This is a genomic window from Pseudoalteromonas sp. ATL1, assembly GCF_058933015.1.
Genome location: NZ_JBZYXL010000001.1, coordinates 3290922 through 3313897, shown reverse-complemented (window position 1 = coordinate 3313897; position 22976 = coordinate 3290922). Strand labels below are relative to the sequence as shown.

The window sequence follows — 22976 nt, the reverse complement described above, 5'->3', positions numbered from 1 at the left end:
TGCAAATAAAGCTAAAGCTTCCGCTTCAGTCGCCGATAGATGAGCTAGAGAACTATAAATCTAGGACTCTAATTGGGTTAGTAGCAGGGTAGGGGTATCCCGCTAGTAGCCAATTTATCAAAGAAGCGGAGGCTATTATGGCTTTATATGTAAACACGAATGTGAGTTCTTTGAACGCACAAAGACAGCTAAATAGTTCAGCAAATTCGCTTGATACATCTTTCAAAAGATTATCATCGGGTTTCAGAATTAACAGCGCATCTGACGATGCTGCGGGTATGCAGGTATCAAACCGTCTAACGGGTCAGATCAATGGTCTAAATCAAGGTATCCGAAATGCTAACGATGGTATTTCACTCGCGCAAACTGCGGAAGGTGCACTTGATGAGACTACTTCAATGTTTCAGCGTATTCGTACGCTTGCACAGCAGGCATCAAACGGTTCAAACACAGATGAAGACCGTTTGGCTATTCAAGAAGAGATCCAATCTCTTGCAAAAGAAGTAAACCGCGTTGCTGCGGATACAACTTTTGGTGGTCAAAACTTACTAGATGGTACATACAACGCTAACTTCCAAGTTGGTGCTGATGCGATTCAAACTATCGGTTTCAGCATGAAAGATGTTGGTGGAACTGCGAACTCGATCACTGCAAACGGTGGTTTTACATTGTCAGGTATCGCTGGTGTTGCCAGTGGTGTAACAGGGGCTTCGCTGAGTGCGGTAGCAGGTACGATTAGTTCAACTGTTGGTGCTAGCGCAAGTAATACGAGTTTTGCGACAGTATTTAAAGCGACGAGTATCTCTGTATCATCACAAGCAAATGCTCAAGCGGTGCTTGCAGGTATGGACCAGTTGATAGCGGTAGTAGATAAAAAACGTGCAGAGTTAGGTGCGGTACAAAATAGATTCCAATCTACTATCCGTAACCAATCAAACGTTGCTGAAAACCTAACAGCTGCAAGATCTCGTATCAAAGATACCGACTTCGCTCAAGAAACCGCAATGCTAACTAAGATGCAAATCTTACAACAAGCAAGTAGTTCAATCTTGAGCCAGGCTAACCAACGCCCGCAAGTAGCATTATCTCTACTAGGGTAATGTAGCTTAATGCGTACAGCCAGTCCGGGTGCACTCTATCCGGATTTGGCGTATGCTATACTTTAGGTGATATGGGAGGTGTTAAATGAAAGATTTTGACTCTTCGAGTTTAGCTGTCAATGTTTTGACTTCACCTTCATCTCAATTGAGTGAAGTGAAGAATCAGGAAACCGCACGTGCGGTTGAAAAAGCCTCAAGTTCGGAAGAAAGTAAGGCGCAACCGCAAAGTGAGCAGCTAGATACGCAAAAAGACAGACAAGAACTGGTTAAAGAAGTTAAGCAAAATCTTGAAAAGCTTAATGAATTTATACCTGTTACGTCGACTAATTTGTCATTTGAATTTGACGAAGATGGTGATCCACCCTTTATCAGAGTAATTGATAGAGATAATGATAAAGTGATCAGGGAGATCCCGTCGGAGGAGTTCAGAGCGGTTGCTAAAGCTTTGGACGAATTTGCCGATAAATTAAATGGAAAAGGCTTTTTGTTCGATAGAACAGCCTAAGTTTAACTGAAGTTGGAGGTAGCTTATGCCACTTATTACATCTGCGGGTATCGGCTCGGGTCTTGATTTAGAAAGTATTATCAAGGCTTCCGTTGATGCCGAAAACCGCCCAAAAATGGCGGCTTTCGTCAAGAAAGAAGAACGTCTGCAGGTAGAGTTATCGGCAATAGGCGAAGTCAAATCAGCTATGTCTAAATTACAAGACATTGTGAAAAAGCTAGCTGATATTGACAACTTCGGTAAACGTACTGCAAATATAACACAGCCTTCTACTGGCAATATAATCAGTGTTACTCCAACGTCTGATATCTCGGTAGGTCAATTTGATGTCGCTGTTAAGCAATTAGCACAAGGTAGCCGTTTAGAATCTACAGATGATGCTTTTTCGACAGTCGACAGTGTTGTTACAGCTTCAGGTGGTACTTTAACCTTCAAAGCTGGGACAGACAAGACGTTTGACTTGACGCTTTCTGCGGGTGCAACGCTTGCCGAACTTAGAGATGCAATTAATAGCTCTGACGATAACTTCGGCGTGACTGCGAATATTGTAAATACTGGGACGGTGGGGTCTAAGCTAGTTTTAACATCAAACGTTACAGGTGAACTCAATGATCTGACAGTTACTGGAGACACCTCAGAGCTAGATGCGGTCACGACCACTGCGTTTGACTTATCTACCGGTGGTATGTCTAGCACTAAGTCAGCGCAAGATGCGATTATTACCATCGATGGTTTGGAAGTGCAAAATAGCACAAATACCTTTAAAGACGCCGTTCAAGACATGACGATAAAAGCACTTGAACAAAGTGAAGAAACTGCGGGGGCAGGTATTTATGATACTGCAAAACTAAGTGTTGAATACGACCGAGAGTCTGTTAATACACTGATTGATGAGTTTGTGTCTGCTTACAATAACCTAGTGGGTAATATTGGTTTTCAAACCCGAGTTGGTAAACCGTTGAATGGTGATGCGTCAATGCGTTCGTTGAGTGGCCAGTTAGTTAATACACTTTCGACCCCTTTAACAGATGCAGGTCCGTTTGAGTCTATCTTCGATATTGGTATTAGCGTAGATAAAGAAGGTTATTTGCAAAAAACGTCTCTCGTTCGTAGTCTTAATGAGGCTATGGATACTAATTTTGATGATATTGGCACAGCTTTTGCTGGTGATAATGGTGTAGCCAAGCAGCTAGAAACCTTGATAGCAGGTTATGTAGACTCTGGCGGTTTGATTAAAGAGCGTGAAACCAACTTAAATGGTCAGCTAGACGATTTGGAAGATGATGTCGCTAATCATGAGTTTCGCATGGCTTCGCTTGAGGAGCGTTTGCGTAAGCAATACGCTGGTTTAGATGTTTTGTTAGCGCAAATGCAGCAAACACAATCATACTTGGGCGCACAACTTGCTAATTTACCTGGCTTTACAAAGTCTAAATCATAGAGGGTATTACCATGTACAATGCAAAAGTTAGAAATTATCAAAAAGAGGCACTGAAAACCCAAATTGCAGGCGCTGATAGATATGAAGTGATCCAGATGCTAATGGCTGGTGCACTTGAGAAATTAGTGCACGCTAAGGTTGCGATTGAAAAGCGTCATCTAGAAGCGAAAGCTGAACATATTTCGAAAGCGTCAGCCATCATTGAGGCATTAAGAGGGTGCCTAGACTTTGAAGTGGGCGGTGAAGTGACTGAAAATCTATATGCCTTGTATTCGTATATGCTTGACAGACTATTAGATGCAACAATCAAAAATGACCCAACGCTAGTTGAAGAAGTTGGTACTTTACTGAAAGAAATTAAGTCGGCTTGGGATGCTATTCCTGCGGATGTGAGACATAAAACGATCTCTGAAAGTCAAGCGAGTACTAATGTCGGTTGATGCAATTACAGCTTTGCAGGAGCAGCTTGAAAAGCTGGAAAAAAATATAGAAGACGGTGAAATTGAAGAAGCGTGTGCGGTTGAACGCGATATTGCCACAAAACTCGAGCAGTACTTTGCTGAACCTTCTAATATTAAAGAAAAAGAATTCCAAGCTCTGCAACAGTTGCTAAGTGTTTACGAGGGGTTAGCTCGTAAAGCGTTAGACAGCCAATTAGCAACTAAAAAAGATCTTATCGACCACCAAAAAAACAGCAAAAAAATAAATATTTACAAGCAGTTTCGGTAATATGACAGAACCTAAATCATTAGAGAGCCAAATTAAATCGCTCTCGAAAAGCGCTGAGGCGTCTCTAGATGCCGCTAAACGAGAAGCTGAGTTTGCCACACAAGCAAATGAAAGGTTCACTAAAAATCTCGCGTGTTTTTCAAAATACTATCCAGATATAGCCAAAGCAATACAAGAATATAAAGTTGAAGACGACTTCTGCATTCATGTAGAGAAAGATGGTTTTGCCAATATAGATGTTGTAGGCAAAGACGTCAGATTTTATTCTGCGGAGCCGTCTAAGCAAATATCAGAACAAGTAGCACGGTCTATTAAAGCACCAAAATTAACATTAACAGAATATACAACCGTTAGTGCAGATTACAAAGATACAAGAGTTCACATTCGATATATGCGCGAGTTAGGCGCATTTTTAAGAAGTGCTAAAGAGTCGGGTGAACCTGATAGAATAGAACAATTACCCGCTTATTTTCCAACGGCGATGATTTTCGGTGTTGGACTTGGATATCATATTCCTATGTTACTGGAGCATACCCAATTTGATTATACATTTATAATCGAACCAGATTTCAAGCTCTTTTTTGCCAGCGTGTTTTGCATTGATTGGGCTGCAATCGTGGAAGAAGCTGATCGTAACGGAAATTGTATCTTCCTATTTATTGGATGCAAACCTGACGAATTAATTACAGAGTTGAAAAGAACGACGGAAAATATAGGGGCATTTTCTATCGTGCGAAGCTTTTGCTACCAACATTACCCGCTAGCCTCCATTAACGAAAGCATAGCTAACTTTTTCAGAGACTATTTTCAGTTCCAGTTCGGCCATGGCTTTTACAATGATGCGGTGACTGGATTGGCGCACTCTTATATGAACGTTAAGAAAGGTGTGCATTTTTACGATGCCAAGCGCAAGCCTGTAGATAGTCTTAAAGATGTGCCCGTATTTATCGTTGGAAATGGTCCTTCTTTAGATCAATCTCAAGAGTTTTTATTAAAAAATAAAGGTAAAGGGATAATCTTTGCGTGTGGTACAGCCCTAACGACGCTCATTAATATGGGCATACAACCAGATTTTCATATCTTAGTAGAGCGGCCATATAGAAACTATCAAGCGGTTCTTGATATGGCGTCGAAGGAAGAATATTCGAAGCTTAATCTACTTGGTGTGAACACGATTTATCCAGACACAATGGATTTGTATAACTGGGTCGGATTGTCATTGAAAGGTAATGAAGCCGGAACAGATTTTGTTAATGTTCAGCTTGCCATGAGAGGTGAAAAAGGGTTGTCTACGACAGCTTACTCAAATCCTTTGGTTGCGAATACAGGGTTATCGTATGCGCTGCACTTGGGCTTCAAAAACATCTATCTTTTCGGCATAGATAATGGGCGCTCTGCATCAGGAGCAAGCCACTCCAAACTTAGTATTTATAATCAAGATCAAGGGGACAGGAAGTTCAAATACCAAGCTATGGGCAGTGACGGCAGCTTTTTGCCTGGCAACTTAGGCGGAACTGTAGAGACCAATGACACTTATCGAATGTCTAACCGTCAGCTTGAAGAGTTAATTGCTTTAAAACCTGCCGTAGTAATGAATATCGGTGATGGTGCCTACATAAAAGGTGCTATTCCAACTGATACTGATAATTTATTTGATCTAGAAGACAACTTAAACAAAGCAGAATTAATTGAAACGATAAAAAGTGAATTTGTTGATCTGCAACTTGAGGATTTGGACTTTAGCAGGTTAGGCAAAGAACTAATTATCGAAGCTTTTGATCACTTATCTACTATTGCAAAAGAAGAAGTCAGCACGGTTCACGAAGCGTCTGAAAACTTGAAACGACAAGAGCGTTATCTTTACGCTTTTAGAGGAACCAGATTTAGTCATATATTCCATATCATTAAAGGCTCTCTTTTGTATTACCATTGCCCGATGGTTACCAACTTGTTTAAGTATAAGAGTGAAGATGAATCGCTACGCATTTATTTAGGTTTGAATCAGCGCTGGTTGGAGTATTTGGCTGAAATGAAAGCACATTTTGTCGAAAAAGGCTTAGATAAATGTGATTGGGAGCTGTACTAGGTTATTATTACCAGCGAACTTCGATGATTAAATTCAATAAAAGTAGGATAACGCAAGCATGAGTTCATGTTTATCATTAAGTGAAAGGCTCTACAGACAAGTTGCATTAATAAGAAGAGCTGAAGAAGTTATCGCGGAAATTTATCCCAGTGATAAGATTAAAAGTCCTGTTCACTTAGCTATTGGGCAGGAATATATATGTACCGCAGTTATAGACCATTTGCGTCAATCAGATTACGCGTGTGGTACTTATCGCGGTCATGGCGTTTACCTTGCGAAAGGCGCTGACTTAAATACCATGATGGCAGAGCTATATGGTAAAGCAACCGGTTGTGCCAAAGGCCGTGCAGGCTCAATGCACCTGGTTGAAGCTGAGCATGGGGTGATTGGGATGTCGGCGGTCGTTGGTACAGGCATTCCGGTCGCAGTTGGATACGCATTGGCTATCAAACAACAAAAAACTGACGGTGTGGTTGTTGTATTTATGGGAGATGGCGCAACGGAAGAAGGGTGTTTTAGTGAAAGCCTAAATTTTGCAGCTCTTCATAAGTTGCCTATCTTATTTGTCTGTGAAAATAATCAGTTAGCAATCCATGAACCCATTGAAAAGCGCTGGGCATCTCTTGAATTAACGCAGAGAGTATCTTGTTACGGTATACCAGCAAAGCAATTTACGACTCCAGACATTTTTGCCATCCACGAATATGCAGGGCAGCAAATCGAGAATATCCGAAAAGGCCAAGGCCCATCTTTTATCGAGTGTTATACCCATAGGTGGAGTGAACATGTGGGGCCGAATGAAGATTATGATCAAGGGTATCGTTGTTCTAAAGAAGGTGAAAAGTGGCGAAAAGACGATGTGTATTACACGCTTGGGAACACCTTAGATCCTGTGGTTAAAGCCAACATAGACCAGCAAATAGAAGAACAAGTAAAAGATGCCGTTCACTTTGCAGAGCAAAGCCCGTTCCCTGATGCTAAGGAGCTATTCGATTATGTCTACGCAAAGTAGTTCTCGATTATTAAAATATTATGAAGCGCTACGTGAAGGCGCAGAGCAAGCGATGCTTGAAGACGAGCGCGTATTCATCATGGGGTTAGACGTTGATGACCATAAAGGGATCCAAGGTTCTACCTTAGGGCTGGTAGATCAGTTTGGTCCAGAGAGAGTTTTTACAACACCGTTATCTGAAGACGCGATGACTGGGGTGGCAATTGGAGCGGCGATGGCTGGAAGGCGTCCTATCCATGTTCATATTCGTATGGACTTTATGATGCTTTGTATGAACCAGCTTATTAATATAGCCGCCAAGAGCCACTATATGTATGGTGGTACAGTACAAGTTCCCCTTGTTGTTAGGACCATGATTGGTAAATCTTGGGGCCAAGGTGCTCAGCACTCACAAGGTTTACATTCAATGTTTGCACATGTGCCCGGCTTGAAAGTTGTTGCGCCTTCAAATGCGCATGATGCCAAGGGCTTAACGATTCAGGCGGTGCGAGATAATAATCCAGTGATTATTATGGAGCATAGGCTGCTTTATGGAACTGAATCATATGTACCCAAAGAGCCTTATAGCGTTGAATTCGGAAAAGCACGTGTATTAAGTGAAGGTACGGATATCACCATTGTTGCAATCTCGAACATGGTAGCTGAATCAGTTAGGGCGGCAGAGCTTTTAAGTGCACAAGGCTTGAGTGTCGAAATCATTGACCCTGTTACTATTTCGCCACTAGACTCAGAAACAATAGAGAGATCGGTTGAAAAAACAGGTAAGTTACTTATCGTAGACAATGGTTGGTTAAACTGTGGTGTCTCTGCTGAAATTTCCGCTCGGGTTGCTGAAAGTGATTTAATAACGAAAAAAGTAAAAGTTAAGCGCTTAGGTTTTGCACCGACGACATGTCCAACAACACCAACACTAGAAAATGCATTTTACCCTTCACCAAAAAGTATTGCGATTAGCGCAATGAATTTGGTTGACCCGCAAAGTAGCTGGGAGCCAAATGATGCAGAGTGTGAGCTTGCGTATCAGCAACAATTTAAGGGACCTTTTTAATGTCTTACAATTTAGCCGCCCCAACATGGGGTGATGAAGAGTTAGCCGCTCTACAAACCGTGATAGATTCAGGCTTTTTTACGATGGGACCAAAAGTGGCAGAGTTTGAAAAACAATTTGCCGCCTATCATGGTAAGAAGCATGCGATCATGGTTAACTCCGGTTCATCTGCCAACTTAGTTTCTGTTGCGTCTTTATTTTTTAAACAAGATGCGCCTTTGCAAAGAGGTGATGAAGTTTTGGTGCCAGCATTAAGCTGGGCAACAACCTATCACCCTCTGCAGCAATATGGCCTAAAAGTACGCTTTGTTGATATCGATCTTAATTCATTAAATGTCGATATAAACAAACTCCGCGACGCGATTACTGAAAAGACCAAAATGATTTTGGGAGTGAGCATTTTAGGTAATCCAGCAGCCTTGGATGAAATGCGAAAAATTGCGGATGAGCACGGTCTTTACTTCATGGAAGATAACTGTGAATCCATGGATGCTGAGATTGCTGGGAAAAAAGCGGGTACCTTTGGTGATTTAAACACTTTCAGTTTTTTCTTTTCTCATCACATATCAACGATGGAAGGTGGCATGATCCTAACGGATGATGATGAGCTACACGAAATCTGTAAGTGCTTAAGAGCACATGGCTGGACGCGAGATTTGCCTCAAGGTTCCCAGTTGTTTGAAAAATCTTCAGAAGACCTCTTTGAAGCTTATCGATTTATTTTACCCGGTTATAACGTGCGCCCGACTGAGCTAAATGCTGCAGCAGGTATTGAACAGTTGAAGAAGCTACCTGAGTTCACGAAAGAAAGAAGAAAGAACCTGGCATTGTTTACTTCTCTGTTCGCTAATGATGAGCGATTTATAATTCAAAAAGAAAACGGCAAAAGCTCATGTTTTTGTTTCACAATTATTTTAAACCCTCAAATGAACCTGAATCGTAAAGCTATTTTTTCAGCTCTCACTGAAGCGGGTATTGGCTTTAGAATAATTACTGGTGGTAACTTTCTGCGTCATGATGTTATTAAATACTATGACTACAGTGAAGCGGGTCCAATCATTAATGCCAATATAGCGCATGATTTTGGGTTCTTTGTTGGGAATCATCCATTTGATTTAAGTGAAGAGCTATACACATTGCGTAAAGTATTAGATGAAGCTGCGAAGGAGAACGGTTAAATGTCGTTAAATATATTGGTCACGGGTGGCGCCGGTTATTTGGGCTCAATCTTAGTGCCGGAGCTATTGTTAAAAGGACATAAAGTTACCGTGTTAGACAACTTTATGTTTGCGCAAGATTCACTCAATGCGGTGTGTGCTAACCCTCAGTTTTCGGTTGTTCGCGGTGATTGCAGAGATAAACAATTGATGTCTGCGTTGGTCAAAAAGCACGATGTAGTTATCCCGTTAGCTGCGTTGGTAGGGGCTCCTCTTTGTGCTCGAGATGAGGTTGGAACAATCACCACAAACAAAGACTCTGTTGTCTTACTTACTCAATTGTTGAGTAAAGATCAAAGAGTACTGATGCCTATTACAAACAGTGGTTATGGCATTGGCGAAAGTGGGAAAATGTGTACTGAGGAAAGCCCACTAAAACCAATTAGCTTGTACGGCAGAACTAAAGTTGAAGCAGAAGAAGCGGTGCTTAGCCGAGATGCGTCTATTAGCTTTCGTTTAGCAACTGTATTTGGCTTTGCGCCTAGAATGCGGTTAGATCTGCTCGTTAACGACTTTGTATACCGAGCAGTAAAAGACAGAGCGTTGGTGTTATTCGAATCTCATTTTAAACGTAACTACATTCATATTAGGGATGTTGCGCGTGCTTTTATTCATGGCCTAGAAAACTTTGAGACAATGAAAGGTGAGGCATACAATGTAGGTCTTTCTGATGCCAATCTATCTAAATTAGAACTTTGCCAAGAGATACAAAAACAAGTACCTAGTTTTACTTTCCTTGAAGCGCCGATCGGTGAGGATCCTGATAAACGAGACTACATTGTTTCAAATGCAAAAATAGAAGCGACAGGCTTTTTACCTCAGTACTCGTTAGAGGTGGGCATTAGCGAACTCATCAAGGGATATGAAATGATTTCTAATACCAGATATAGCAATGTCTAAAGTATTTGATTTAGAAAATAAAAAAGTATTCATTGCTGGTCACACAGGACTAGTAGGGAGAGCACTCGCAAGAGTGCTTTCTGATTTTCAAGTAGAAGTAATTTCGGCTAGTAAAAATCAACTAGATCTGCGAAACCAAGCAGATGTGGCAGACTTTATTGCGCAAACTAAACCTGATTTGGTACTTAACTGCGCTGCAAAAGTAGGGGGTATAGAAGCGAACAGAACACAGCCTGTCGATTTTTTATACGACAACTTAATGATATCGACTAATTTAATACATGCGAGTGCCCAACTCGGTGTAACGAGGTTGATGAATTTAGCATCAAATTGCTATTATCCTAGGCTTGCCGCTCAGCCACTCAAAGAAGACTGCTTACTTACAGGGCCATTTGAGCCTACCAATGAAGCGTATGCCATTGCAAAGTTAGCTGCTATGAAGTTGACGCAATATTATGCCCAGCAACATCAATTAAATTACTTTACATTGGTACCGACTAGTTTATATGGACCAGGTGATCATTTTAATGATGAACGCGGGCACGTGATCCCTGCCTTAATTAATCGTTTCCATCACGCCAAACTGCAAAATTTGAAGTCTGTGACTTTGTGGGGAAGTGGTTCCCCCACTCGAGAGTTTTTATATATTGATGATGCGGCTCACGGTATGCTTCACTTTGTTGAGCACTATAATGCGCCAGAGGCAATCAACTTATGTGGTGGCACTGCTATCTCGATTAAAGAGTTAGGCCATAAAATAGCAAACGTGGTGGGCTTCGAGGGAGATCTCTGCTGGGACACTGCTAAACCTGATGGGATGCCACATAAAGCATTGGATCAGACAAGGTGCTTTGAGCATAGTTGGCGACCAACAACTAGTTTTGATGAGGGGCTCAAATTGACTTATCAGGATTACCTTACGCAATGTTAGAAAAACCCAAAACATTTTTTGCAATACATCTCTTTGAATCTAAATCTTACGAGGATTCCGCTGGAAAACTAGAAGTAAGAGAGCCTATGGTTCAATCCGGCTTGCTAGGAGAGCATCAAACTTATCATTTTGGTTGGCAAGAACAAGATAGCATCGATTTAGTAGAAGGTTCGGTAAACAAATGTGCTGAAATAGTCGCAATGCTGCCAGTCGTGGTTTACGGTGCTGGCGCGCATACGACTCAGTATTGGCCTCAGTTGAGCAAGCTGAATATTGTTGCTTTAGCTGACAAAAATAGCCAATTGTGGGGATCACAAGTAAATGGTGTAACAGTTATTTCTCCAGCAGAAATAGCTTCTTATAGCGCTCATGTATTGATTTCTAGCCGAGCATACGAAGAGAATATTTACAGTGAACTGAGTAGTAAATACCCTAACTTAACTTTGCATAAGCTGTATGGTGCCGAATTTATGGCTGCATCGTTAGAGCTGTGGTGTCAAAAGCTAGAACAGCAGGTGATTGATTTTAAACCAGACTTGCTCGTACATACGCCTACACACGTAAAAGAGAATATACCAAAAGCGGTCTTTATCAGGCTCAAAAGCAAATTACCCAGTTTGAAAATTCTCACTATATGGTGGGACTACGACGAAGAAAATGAAGCAGCTGGGTATTTAGATTATGAGCGTGAAGTGCTTAGCTATGCTGACTTAGTTATTGAAAATTCTAATGCAACACGTTTGATCAAGATGCACAAAAATCAACAGCCTTACCATAGGCATAGTAATGTGCATAAAGTGATCTTTCATCCCACATGGTTTGATCCAACGCTATTTTATGATGAGCAATGTCAAAAAAAGCCGATTAAAATTGCGCTATTTGGCAGCATTGTTGGTGACAGACAATATTGGGTAGATCTATTAAGCGCTCGTTATGGCTCAGATTTTCATCACTTCGGTGGCGTATCTGGTGAGCAAAGAAATCCTATACCGATTGCAGAATATGCAAAAATGTTAAGGCAAACACATATCGTGATAAACACTCAAACTTATGGCTTTAGATCTCAATGTAAAGGCAAGGTAAGAGAAACACTACAGGCTGGTGGTGTGCTTTTAGAACAAGATAACCTAGAAACGAGAAGTTTTGAGCAGCTTTATCCAGATATCAAAATTAATTATTTTGATTCAGAAGCGTCGTTAATAAGTCGTATTGATAGTTTGTTAGCGCAGGGAGTGAATGTTCAAAAGGCGGTGCATGCAGATAAGTTATGTACTAATTGGACACGTAGGGTACTCGAGCAGTTATAACTGAGAATGGTCATGAATAAAATAAGAATTGCATACGAAAACCATTGGAACTTCGGTATCCATATTGCTGACACAGTTAAGTTGGCTCAAAAAATGTTCCAGTCTATTGGCTTTGAAGTAGAAATTGCAAAGCAAATAGACTCAAACGTAGTCAATGTTCTAATTGAAAATTTTGACGATGAGTTCACGAATAAAGTATTGGAATGCAAAAAGCAGGGTGCTGAGTTTATTGTCATTGCAACTGAGTTTTTGACTGAGTCAACATTCAATAACTTTAATGGTAAAGAGGGTACTGGGCATTATGATAAAAAAGACTATTGGTTAAAGCGCTATCATAACTTTAAGCAAGTGGCATCAATTTCTAAACTTGTTATGCATTTATCTGATGTACAAGTACCTGTATACCAAAAAGTTTTAATAAATACTCCCGTTGTATATTTACCCCATGTTTATTTTGAGTCTTTGATCCGATTTGAAATGCGGGATCCAATCGATAGGGATATAGATATTCTGTTTACCGGTACAATGACCGACTATCGGCAGAAAATTCTTAGTTCCTTGGCTGAAGCTGGCTTGAATGTTGTGACATTGCCGATGCTAACTGCCGATTTTCATAGAGAAGATGTGGTTAGTAGAGCCAAATTAGCACTCAATATTCCTCAAAATGAAGAGTGGATATATCCTTCCAACTCAAGAATATACTACCATCTACTACATAACTCGCCGATTTTATCTAAGGAAACGGCAGTGCGATGTGAACTAGACGATTACATTTTCCATTACCAGGCCGGCGGGGCTGTTGAAGCTGCGTTGAAAATACTTAACAGTAAAGATTACTTGTCTAAATTTGAACAAAAAAGAAATGCATTTATTGAAGATGATGGAGTGAAGGTCAAGGCGCAAGCGATGATATTGTCACATCTTAATGTGTAGACTCTAGGCGAAACAAAGGGCTAAAGCTGAACTTTAACCCTTTGTTTGAAATTTTATTCTACCAAAGAACCACCCAATACTGGATGCTCTAGAGAGCTTAAACGGCCATTATCAAGCTTTAACAAAGATACTGAGCTGTATATATAGTCTATACCAATCACTGTCACACCTTCTCTATGCATATAGAGTAAGTCTTTATGAGTATCGGCATCGATGATGACATGCTTAATCCCTTTTTCAGCTAGTTCGAATAGTTTAGCTTTAACGGCTTTTTTGTTTTGAATAAAGCTAAAACCGTCTAAGTTAATATTGGTATTTTCAAGAATGAACTTCGCAACAGGGTTGCTTTGGTATTGAGACACGCTAAGAAAGTGCACACGAGATTGAGAGCTTCCTAAATACTCTAAGTCAGCCATCAACGTGTTTTCAATGCGCTCATGAATATACAAGTTTTCAGGGTTAACGATGTCTACCTGTAGGTGATCTAATGATGCATCCTTTGAAAAAAGCACTCTATTTCTTAATCTAATTTCATTAGATGAAATAACTTTGGCATGTTTAAAACCATTATCAATAAAACACTGCTGAAAACTAGCGAGGCTTTGCCAATAGGAGTAGTGACTGCCAATAGCTGCTCTAGGGTGTCTGCGTTCTGAGCCTTCCACTTCTTTACGCAGACCACCTTCTCCAAATTTACACCCTGTCAGTTGATTTGAATCTTCATCAAAATCATACAGGCTATTACTAAAATAAGAGGCTTTTGCTTTTTCAATCGTTGCCGGACAGTTATGAGTACAAAAATATACTGCACCATTGCAAAACTTAGTAACTAAAGCGATAAGATCGGTTGGGTTGTTAAGGTGATGGATGATACCGGATGCATATACTGCATCACATTGTTCCCACATAGCTTCGTCAAGAACATTACCAACTCTGAACTCAACGTTATCGAGTCCTTCAATGGCGGCAATTTGTCTTGCTCGCAATACGACTTCTTCTCTGCCTTCAATACCGATAACTCGAGCACCAGTTCGGCCAAGTTCAATGGTACTGCTACCTTCACCACAACCGATATCTAAAATAGTGCACTCATTCCAGTCTTTTGTTTTTATTTGTGAAAACAAACCGATAAATTCTTTGGGGCGACCATCTTCTAAACCGACCACATCAGGATAAATTGTTTGATCGCTCAACACGGTTGCAAATACGTTAGAAGAGGGGCCTAATTCGTACAGCTTGTTTCTATTTATGCTCATCATTCGTTTCCAATTATTAACCTTGTAAGGTATTTATGCTCATCAGTAATATGGCTGCAATCAACCTTTACTGGCTCAGTATTATCTAAATATAAACTATGATTTAAACCTAGGCCGTAACGGGCCCAAACGACTAATCTATCTTTACTCTTTGGGTTGGAACCTCTATGCAGACCATATGAGTCAGTGATAAATGCGGTACCTGCGGGTCCCTCAACTTTTTCAATGTACTCTGAAAATGAAGAGACAATCAGCTGCTCAAGATCTTCGTTATTGCCATCACCAATAAATGTTGATGCAAATAGCGCTTTGACGTCTTCATCAGGTGAGCTATTGGCAAATTTTTTGTAGAAAATCTGTTCGAATAGCTTGTAGTTATGGCTTTGTCTTACATAAAGTTGAGGTGCACTCTGGTCGTCTACATCGGTTAAATAAATAAACAATGCACAAAACTTGAGGTCATCAGGATCGCGATGAAAGTTTTGAGTTACTTGGGCTTTGGCTTCATGCCCAGACAATGACCACCATGCATTTAATGAGTAAAGTGATGGTGGACAACCCAAATAGTTTTGAATGGTTTCAATGACCTTGTCACTAGTAAAAATATCATATAAATAAGGTGCTTCAATGACATCACTGAGGTTGTAGGATGCAAAATGTCCTAACTCTCTGGCTTGTTCTATGCTGCATGGAGGTAAATCTTGGTTGTTAACGTGCGCAGGATAGCAGTCGCGACTTAAAAAATAGGCTCTGATTTGTTCGCACTGCTCCTGACTCAGAACTTTTCCTAAATTTAAGTAGCCTTGCTCGTCCAGCGCAGACGTTTTTTTCTCGGAGGGTCTTGGTATACCGAGTTGTCTTCTCACAGATATAGCAAATGACTCCGCAATATCGGCTCTGTGTTTTGGGTCCATATCATTCATCAGTTGACCCAAAAAGTTAGTAATAATCTTTTTATCTATATTTTGCATTGGCTTATTCCTCATTTTTTATAAATTTATACATGAGAAATTCATTAGACTCATTGATAGACATCAACGAAAAATGCATCGTCAGAAGTGCCAAAAATTCGTGAGGTAACTCAGTTTCTTCCATTAAAATCAAAGATTTTGAACAGCTTGATAATAGCAAGTCACAGATGTTTTGCTCTTTACACTGTGAATAATGGTGTAACTCTTTGAGTACATTCGTTATGAATACGACCTCACTACGGTAGGGGCGTTCAATGTACAAGCGATTGAGCGGGTGGAGCTTAGCAATAGCGGAATGGGCATTGTGAGGCATTGCTTCAAATTGATGTATTTTTACATCATCTTTTTCAATCACAATACACGCTTGATTATTGGTTTTAAGCGCCGCGAATGATTCTACGCCAAATACCAACATGGGATTGGTCGCAGAACTAGCGTCTAGTTCGTGTTGAACTGTTTTTGAGAAAGCACCAGTAGCCACTTTTGGTAATAATTGCTCGATATAGTCTCTGGCAATTTTTAAGGCCATTTTAATGGGATGGCCTTGTAACTTTGCTGTCAGGGCTTGTTGTTCATGTTCAAGCATGTTATCCAGTCCAATACTGGCAAGTGTCATGGGAGGTTGTCCCTTGGGATAACAGGGGCCGTAGTATGGATGTTCTTCGATCAAAAGCCTTGCCACTCGGTCTAATTCAGGATGCTTAATCATAAGCAAAAGTGGTGCCAGCATGTTGTTCCAAAAAGATGGCCAATTGCAAAAGGGCTGTAAGTCCTGCTCTTTGGGGAGTAATTGTATAGAACCTAAATCCACCATTTTAATTTGCTTATCTACGTGTAACATAAAATTACCGAAATGGGCGTCAGAAAGATGATAACCAAACTCGTATAATTCAGAAAAAACATCGAGCCAGCACATAGCGGAACGCTTTAGATCATAGAGTGAAAAGTGACTACACCTAACGCTAAACTGCATTTTTTCAACCTCTAGCACCTTGTAATAACCTGCTAGGTTGAGGTTGGCAATTTCAGTTCGAGGTATTAAAGCCGCTTGCTGTAGTTTATCGAGCACTTTGCTCTGAAGTAAGGCACTAATTTGTGCCTTTGAAGAATCGTGATAGGCTCTGAAGAACTTACCGTTAAATTGAAACACTCGAGAACTTGGATCGGTTACCGGTGAATTTATCCAAGTGATATCTTTCGTTGTTATATTAGCCATTTTTCACTTTAACTATTTGGAAAACCGATAAGTTTTCATATTAATGCTAGTGTCAGTCTAGCTTTTTTAGTACCCTCCCTCAAGTTATCAATTACATTGCCGAATACATAATAGGAAGAAACCTCGCGGCGCTGTACGTATTTTGTATAAGTGATCGGCGTTAACTAAGCTGAGAGTTATTAATTTATGAATCATAAAGTTGTAGTAGTTAATCCAGGTGGTAGAGAAGCAATCTACCAATCGCTAGGTAACGAGCTGACCGCAATCGAACCCCCTTTGTGGGCAAGACTGATCACAGGCTTTTTAGTTGATAAAAATGTGCCAGTAGATATTCTTGATACTGAAGCGCTTAGCTTAGGTGTTAAAAATGCAGCGGATAAAATTCAAAATATGGACCCATTGTTGGTCGTTGTTGTTGCATTTGGACATCAACCTTCTGCGTCGACACAAGTCATGGTTGGTGCATCAGCGCTTATTGACGAGCTAAAACTACTCAATCCACATATCAAAACACTGTTGGTTGGTGGCCATGTCTCTGCACTGCCTCAGGATACTTTAGAAAAAACTCAATCAGATTTTGTATGCCAAGGTGAAGGAACGATAACCTCATACGAACTTTGGCAGGCATTAAGTAATAACAATGCATTGAGTGAAGTGAAAGGTCTTGTTTATCGTGATGACAATGGAGCCGTTTGTTTTGGTCCTAAGGCCGAAATTTCGGATGATTTAGATACCGATTTGCACGGTAACGTGTGGCACATGTTACCAATGGAAAAGTATCGCGCGCACAATTGGCAGTGTTTCGGAGAGCTAGATACGAGACAGCCATATGCGTCGATTTATACAACTCTTGGCTGTCCTTACAAATGCGTTTTCTGTTGTATAAATGCGCCATTTGATACCAATAAATACCGAACACGAAGCCCACAAGCTGTGGTCGATGAAATCAAGCATCTTTATTACGAATATGGTGTTAAGACCTTTAAAATCATTGATGAAATGTTTGTTTTGAAGAAAAATCATTATATTCCAATTTGCGAAATGCTTGCAGAACTCCCATTTGCCCACGAACTGAACATATGGGCATACGCAAGAGTTGATACGGTGAGGGAAAACACGTTGCCCTTATTGAGAAAAGCTGGGATACGTTGGCTTGCTCTGGGTATTGAATCAGGTAGTGAAGTCGTCAGAGATGGCGCTAAAAAATCTTTTTCTCAAGATGATATTCGTTCCATCGTCAAACAGATTCAACATGCCGATATCAATGTGATGGGCAATTTTATTTTTGGTTTGCCAGATGATGACTTAGAAGCGATGCAGCAAACGCTCGACTTGGCCATTGAATTGCAGTGTGAGTTTATCAACTTCTATTCAGCTATGGCCTATCCAGGTTCAAAGCTATATGTAGATGCAAATCGCTTAGGGTGGGAGTTACCCAAAACATGGTCGGGTTATTCGCAACATAGTTATGATTGCCAACCTCTGCCTACCAATCATATATCTGCGGCAGAAGTGTTAGCATTTAGAGACTCTGCATTTCATGCATATTTTGACAATAAACAATACCTTGAGTTCGTAGCATCAAAGTTTGGTGAAGACACAAAGCAGCACATTTTAGATATGTCTAAAACTAGGTTGCGCCGCAAAATTGTTGAAAGGGTAGAAAACCAAATTGGAGTACAGAACCTTTAATATGAATGATTTACCAATTTTGGTGGTTTTGGCAGGGGGAAAAGGTACTCGGTTGCAAAGTGTCGTTAATGACAGACCTAAAATCCTTGCAAAGATCGCAAATAAACCTTTTATTGAGCACTTGCTGAAATGGGCCAGCACGCAGGGACTCAAACGCATCCATTTTTGTTTGGGTGTTAAAGCAGAGCAAGTGGTTAACTGGCTCGAAGCCCAACAAAGTGAGCTCAATATCTCTTGGCACATTGAAAGCTGTGCAAGAGGCACAGGTGGGGCAATCAGTGATGCGATTGAGCACCTCAAACGAGATGGAACAACTGAGCTTCTCGTTTGTAATGGTGATACGTTTGTTGATTTTGACTTAACCAAATTTGTTGGTCTGTCCAAAGAAGTTGGGGGAGGCATGTTAACGACACAAGTGGAAGATGCTGCTCGCTTTGGCATGGTAGAGCATACAAACGGCTTGTTATCTCACTTTGCAGAAAAACAGCAAATACAAAAATCGGGTGAAATTAATGCAGGCTGGTATTACTTAGGAAAAGCGCATATGGACGCGCTTCAAAAAAGGACGATTGTTTCTTTTGAAACGGAATACCTAATGGATCCACAAAGACCGCCGATAAAATGTATTAACATAGGCCAAAATTTTTTGGATTTTGGCACACCTGAGAGCTACTTACGTGCTCAAGCATTATTTCAGGAGCTATTATGATCATCACTCGCACCCCATTTCGTGTTTCTCTATTTGGTGGAGGTACTGACTACCCAGCTTGGTACCAAGAAAATGGAGGCGCGGTCGTTGGTACAACTATTGATAAGTATTGCTATCTAAGCGTCAGAAAGTTGCCTCCTTTTTTCGAACATAAACACAGAATTGTGTATTCCAAGATTGAAAATGTCAGTGAGCCGAGTGAAATTCAGCACCCTGCGGTCAAAGCGATTCTTCAGGAATATCCGCTAGAACACGGCGTTGAGGTGCACCACTTCAGTGATTTGCCCGCGCGCTCAGGGCTTGGTTCTAGCTCCGCATTTACGGTCGGTCTGATAAATGCGCTGCGAGCTTTGGATGGCAAAATTTCTTCTTCAACACATCTCGGCCTCGAAGCTATTAGAATTGAGCAAGAGGTGATTGGTGAAAAGGTCGGATCACAAGATCAAGTGTGGGCTGCACATGGTGGAACAAATTTCATCGAATTTAACGAGAACGGCAGAATAGACGTGTCTCGACTCATCATGCGACCAGGCAATCATGCACTATTGAATGATCATATTTTATTGTTCTTTACTGGTTTTACTCGCATAGCCGAAACCATTGCGGTTAAAAAAATAGAAAACGTCAAGAAAAAAGCTTCTCAGCTGAAAACATTGCACCAAATGGCAGTTGAAGCGCGCAGTATTCTACAATCGAAAACTCCCGAGTTTACTAACGTGGGTAATATGCTTGACGATGCCTGGCAGCTAAAAAGAGAGTTAGCTGACGGGGTGTCTAACTTAGCCATTGATGAAATCTATCAAAAAGGTAAAAGTGCGGGCGCACTAGGTGGAAAGCTGTTGGGTGCAGGTGGAGGTGGGTTTATGATGTTTTTTGCACCACCACATGCACATCAAAAAATCAAAGCTGCACTGTCAGATCTGATCCATGTTAATTGTAATATTGGCAGTGAAGGCAGCAAGGTTGTTAGCTACGAGCATTATGAGTAGAAGTAGTGAACTTGCCATCTAATGTACCGCAATTAGCTGAAGTATTTATATATGCGAATGCAAGTAAAGATGCGGGGTTTGGCCATGTCATTAGGCAGCAAGCATTGGCAGAAGAACTAAACATGCGTGGGGTGATGGTGACGTTTCTATACCGTAACATGCCCCTTGAGTTACAGAGCCAATTAGCTGGTCAGGGCTTCCAACTTAGACAGGTAACTGTGCAAGATTTATTGTCAGTGCCATCACCGTGCTCAGTGCTCGTATTAGACGATTATCAGTTACGCGAGCTTGATTTATGTACAAGCCAAAAATTCGATTTCTACATCGCAAGTATGGACGATGGGGTTGAACGGTTGGACTATTTATTTGACTTGATCATTGCACCTAGTGAAGTTAACGCAGTGACATTGAATGGAAAACATATTTTGCACGGTGTTGATTATCGATTAATTCGTCGTGACATTGTTGCGGCGCGATGTCAGCAACCAGTGACACCATTTAAGCAAGACATCACATTATGCATCATGCTTGGTGCAACAGATGTATTAGGTCTACAAACACAATTAGTCGCAAAAGCTTGTGAGATTCAGGCGGTGACAAACATACTCATTATTTCAGCATTAGCGCCAAGTACTGCGTTACAGGAGTTGGTGATGACGCAAAAACGAGTGAAAATCGATTATCACCAATCTCCTCGTAATTTAGCACAACTTATGAATCAAAGTGACATAGCAATATGTGGTGCGGGCGGTACCTTATATGAGTTGTTATGTTTGGGGATCCCAGCAATTGCTATCGTTGTCGCTGATAACCAAATGCAAGTAGCATTTTCGCAGCTTAATAAAAAAGCTTATTTTAGTGTAGATGCCACATCAAATATATCATTGGCGATAGACAACACCACAGCGTACATCAACGAATTAATTGGCAATACGACTTTACGAGAGAAAATGTCAGAGTTCGCAAAGCAAAGAGTGTCGGGGATGGGAGCAAAGCATATTGCAGATACGATGCACGAATTGGTGGTTAAAGCACCAAAATGTCATGTAGGCGACTTACATAACTAACGTGGCAGTATCCACTTTATTTGAATATAGGCAAAGGTTTTTATGGCTCAGTCTTTCATTAAACACAGTAACAATTTTAAGCAAGTTTTCAATATAGATGGTATTGAGGTCGGTGCAAACAAGGCACCTTATATCATTGCTGAGCTCTCTGGTAATCATGATGGTGATCTTGAACAAGCATTGGCAATGATTGATGCGGCTGCTAGAACAGGTGTGCAAGCATTAAAAATTCAAACTTACAAACCCGATACCATAACGTTAGATCATAATGGTCCAGAGTTTGTTGTAAAAGAAAAGTTATGGCAAGGGAGAACGCTTTACGACTTGTATGAGCAAGCTCACACGCCCTGGCAATGGCATGAACAGTTATTCAAACGCGCAAGGGCGAATGGCGTAACATTGTTCTCTTCTCCTTTTGATAACACGGCGGTTGATTTACTCGAAGATCTTAACTGCCCAGCATATAAAATAGCATCGTTTGAAATAACAGATATAGGGTTAATTAAGTATGCGACGAGTACTAAAAAGCCTATTATCATGTCCACCGGTATGGCGACATTGGATGAAATTCAAGAAGCGGTTGCTGCTGTGCGCGACGCCGGGGGTAAAGAACTGATCGTGTTACATTGTGTGAGTGGGTATCCTACACCAATTGCCGATTGTAATTTAAACACGCTAGTCGATTTACAAGCTCAACTTGGGGTTCCCGTAGGCTTAAGCGATCATAGCCTAGCAGACACCGCTGCGATAACAGCTACTGCACTTGGGGCTTGTGTCATAGAGAAACATTTTAAACTCTGTGGCGATGAAACCAGCGTTGATGCGGCATTTTCTCTTGATACAGAGCAATTCAAACAATTAGTGACAAGAGTAAAAGACGCGCATTCAAGCTTAGGAAAAGCCAGCTATCGGTTGGCTAAGAGCGAACTTGATAATATCGCATTTAGGCGCTCACTTTATGTAGCGAAAGATATAAAACAAGGTGAAGTATTCACGGTTGAACACGTACGCTCTGTGCGTCCTGGCAAGGGTTTACATCCAAGACACCTAACAGAAGTAATAGGTAAAGTAGCGGCACAAGACGTCGCTTTTGGTACGGCATTATCATGGGAGCATGTTCAATCTTGAAAGTATTTATATTTTCACAAGCGAGAATTGATTCAACAAGGCTGCCTAACAAAGTATTAAAATCTATTGCAGGGCATACCTTGTTGGATCTGCATATTATGCGCGTAGCAAAAGTCAAAAGTGCTCATCGACACGTCATTGTCACTAGCACTGAGCAAAATGATGATGTGATAGTACAAAGTCTAAAGCATAAGGATGTTACAGTTTGTCGCGGCAGTAAGTTGAATGTATTGGAAAGGTTTGTAAGTGCAGCGAAAGAATTAGAGCTTGCGGATAGTGACTGTATTGTTCGACTAACCGCCGATTGTCCGTTGGTTGACGCTCAGCTAATTGATGAACTTATCACGTTACATACTAAAACAAGCTCCGACTATTCAAGTATAGATATTACAACTATCCCTCGAGGGTTTGATGCAGAAATATTCACCGTGGCAGGACTGATGAGTGTTTATCAACGCGCTACGGAAATGTATCAAAAAGAACATGTGACCCCTTATTTTTATCAGCATAAAGAACAATTTAAATGCACAAGTATGTCATTCTCACCCACATTATCACCAGAATTTCGCTTGTGCGTCGACGAGCTTGAAGACTTTGAACTCGTTCGTCAGGTCATCGAACACTTTGAGGATGAAATTGAAAATGTGTCTGCACAAGAAGTTGTGCAATTTTTATCTGAAAACCCTTATGTTGCTAATATAAATAGCCAGATCAGGCAAAAAAAATTGGAAGAGTAATC

General features: G+C 40.9%; 22 protein-coding genes. 19 read left to right on the top strand and 3 right to left on the bottom strand.

Annotated features, from left to right (window positions below):
* Positions 1-137 precede the first annotated feature (137 nt).
* The 13 genes from AC5FX4_RS14500 (at position 138) to AC5FX4_RS14440 (ending at position 13209) form a co-directional block, all read left to right on the top strand.
* Positions 138-1100: a flagellin N-terminal helical domain-containing protein gene (locus tag AC5FX4_RS14500; protein ID WP_493607069.1), complete on the top strand. Its 963-nt coding sequence runs from the start codon at positions 138-140 to the stop codon at positions 1098-1100.
* 85 nt (positions 1101-1185) lie between these two features.
* Positions 1186-1605, top strand: a complete 420-nt coding sequence (locus tag AC5FX4_RS14495) for a flagellar protein FlaG (protein WP_493607068.1) — start codon at positions 1186-1188, stop codon at positions 1603-1605.
* Positions 1606-1630: 25 nt separating this feature from the next.
* On the top strand, positions 1631-3046 hold the full coding sequence (fliD, locus tag AC5FX4_RS14490; RefSeq protein ID WP_493607067.1) for a flagellar filament capping protein FliD: 1416 nt from the start codon (positions 1631-1633) through the stop codon (positions 3044-3046).
* Between the two features lie 11 nt (positions 3047-3057).
* A complete protein-coding gene (fliS, locus tag AC5FX4_RS14485; RefSeq protein ID WP_493607066.1) occupies positions 3058-3486 on the top strand; it encodes a flagellar export chaperone FliS in 429 nt (142 codons plus the stop codon).
* Positions 3476-3775 (top strand): hypothetical protein, encoded by a 300-nt coding sequence (locus AC5FX4_RS14480; RefSeq protein ID WP_493607065.1) that lies wholly within the window; start codon positions 3476-3478, stop codon positions 3773-3775. Before fliS ends, AC5FX4_RS14480 begins: the two co-directional genes overlap by 11 nt.
* Before the next feature lies 1 nt (position 3776).
* Positions 3777-5861 carry a motility associated factor glycosyltransferase family protein gene (locus tag AC5FX4_RS14475; protein WP_493607064.1) on the top strand — a complete coding sequence of 695 codons (2085 nt, stop codon included), beginning with the start codon at positions 3777-3779 and terminating at the stop codon, positions 5859-5861.
* A 58-nt stretch (positions 5862-5919) separates the two neighbouring features.
* Positions 5920-6873, top strand: coding sequence for a thiamine pyrophosphate-dependent dehydrogenase E1 component subunit alpha (locus tag AC5FX4_RS14470; protein WP_493607063.1), 954 nt, complete (start codon positions 5920-5922; stop codon positions 6871-6873).
* The gene (locus AC5FX4_RS14465; RefSeq protein ID WP_493607062.1) at positions 6857-7921 is read left to right on the top strand and encodes an alpha-ketoacid dehydrogenase subunit beta; all 1065 of its coding nucleotides are present in this window, start codon (positions 6857-6859) and stop codon (positions 7919-7921) included. The genes AC5FX4_RS14470 and AC5FX4_RS14465 overlap by 17 nt, the downstream gene beginning before the upstream one ends.
* Entirely contained in the window at positions 7921-9099 is a 1179-nt protein-coding gene (locus AC5FX4_RS14460) for a DegT/DnrJ/EryC1/StrS family aminotransferase (RefSeq protein WP_493607061.1), read from the top strand. Before AC5FX4_RS14465 ends, AC5FX4_RS14460 begins: the two co-directional genes overlap by 1 nt.
* Positions 9100-10038: an NAD-dependent epimerase/dehydratase family protein gene (locus tag AC5FX4_RS14455; protein ID WP_493607060.1), complete on the top strand. Its 939-nt coding sequence runs from the start codon at positions 9100-9102 to the stop codon at positions 10036-10038.
* On the top strand, positions 10031-10969 hold the full coding sequence (locus AC5FX4_RS14450) for a GDP-L-fucose synthase family protein (RefSeq protein WP_493607059.1): 939 nt from the start codon (positions 10031-10033) through the stop codon (positions 10967-10969). Before AC5FX4_RS14455 ends, AC5FX4_RS14450 begins: the two co-directional genes overlap by 8 nt.
* Entirely contained in the window at positions 10963-12276 is a 1314-nt protein-coding gene (locus tag AC5FX4_RS14445; RefSeq protein WP_493607058.1) for a hypothetical protein, read from the top strand. The genes AC5FX4_RS14450 and AC5FX4_RS14445 overlap by 7 nt, the downstream gene beginning before the upstream one ends.
* 12 nt (positions 12277-12288) lie before the next feature.
* On the top strand, positions 12289-13209 hold the full coding sequence (locus AC5FX4_RS14440) for a hypothetical protein (RefSeq protein ID WP_493607057.1): 921 nt from the start codon (positions 12289-12291) through the stop codon (positions 13207-13209).
* Positions 13210-13262: 53 nt separating this feature from the next.
* Here the strand turns inward: AC5FX4_RS14440 and AC5FX4_RS14435 are convergent, their stop codons facing one another.
* From AC5FX4_RS14435 to AC5FX4_RS14425, 3 genes are read right to left on the bottom strand one after another with little or no spacing between them, the layout of a single operon-like run.
* Positions 13263-14468, bottom strand: coding sequence for a class I SAM-dependent methyltransferase (locus tag AC5FX4_RS14435; protein ID WP_493607056.1), 1206 nt, complete (start codon positions 14466-14468; stop codon positions 13263-13265).
* Positions 14465-15436 carry a phytanoyl-CoA dioxygenase family protein gene (locus AC5FX4_RS14430; RefSeq protein WP_493607055.1) on the bottom strand — a complete coding sequence of 324 codons (972 nt, stop codon included), beginning with the start codon at positions 15434-15436 and terminating at the stop codon, positions 14465-14467. The genes AC5FX4_RS14435 and AC5FX4_RS14430 overlap by 4 nt, the downstream gene beginning before the upstream one ends.
* Before the next feature lie 4 nt (positions 15437-15440).
* Positions 15441-16652 (bottom strand): hypothetical protein, encoded by a 1212-nt coding sequence (locus tag AC5FX4_RS14425; RefSeq protein ID WP_493607054.1) that lies wholly within the window; start codon positions 16650-16652, stop codon positions 15441-15443.
* Positions 16653-16838: 186 nt separating this feature from the next.
* Between AC5FX4_RS14425 and AC5FX4_RS14420 the strand changes: the two genes are divergently transcribed.
* The 6 genes from AC5FX4_RS14420 to AC5FX4_RS14395 are packed head-to-tail and all read left to right on the top strand — an operon-like array spanning position 16839 to position 22974.
* Positions 16839-18344, top strand: coding sequence for a B12-binding domain-containing radical SAM protein (locus AC5FX4_RS14420; protein ID WP_493607053.1), 1506 nt, complete (start codon positions 16839-16841; stop codon positions 18342-18344).
* A 1-nt stretch (position 18345) separates the two neighbouring features.
* Positions 18346-19053: a sugar phosphate nucleotidyltransferase gene (locus AC5FX4_RS14415; RefSeq protein ID WP_493607052.1), complete on the top strand. Its 708-nt coding sequence runs from the start codon at positions 18346-18348 to the stop codon at positions 19051-19053.
* On the top strand, positions 19050-20042 hold the full coding sequence (locus AC5FX4_RS14410) for a GHMP family kinase ATP-binding protein (RefSeq protein WP_493607051.1): 993 nt from the start codon (positions 19050-19052) through the stop codon (positions 20040-20042). The genes AC5FX4_RS14415 and AC5FX4_RS14410 overlap by 4 nt, the downstream gene beginning before the upstream one ends.
* Before the next feature lie 5 nt (positions 20043-20047).
* Positions 20048-21109 (top strand): hypothetical protein, encoded by a 1062-nt coding sequence (locus tag AC5FX4_RS14405; RefSeq protein ID WP_493607050.1) that lies wholly within the window; start codon positions 20048-20050, stop codon positions 21107-21109.
* A gap of 42 nt (positions 21110-21151) precedes the next feature.
* Positions 21152-22237: a pseudaminic acid synthase gene (gene pseI / locus AC5FX4_RS14400; protein WP_493607049.1), complete on the top strand. Its 1086-nt coding sequence runs from the start codon at positions 21152-21154 to the stop codon at positions 22235-22237.
* Complete coding sequence (locus AC5FX4_RS14395) at positions 22234-22974, top strand: cytidylyltransferase domain-containing protein (RefSeq protein WP_493607048.1); 741 nt, start codon at positions 22234-22236, stop codon at positions 22972-22974. The genes pseI and AC5FX4_RS14395 overlap by 4 nt, the downstream gene beginning before the upstream one ends.
* Positions 22975-22976: the final 2 nt, after the last annotated feature.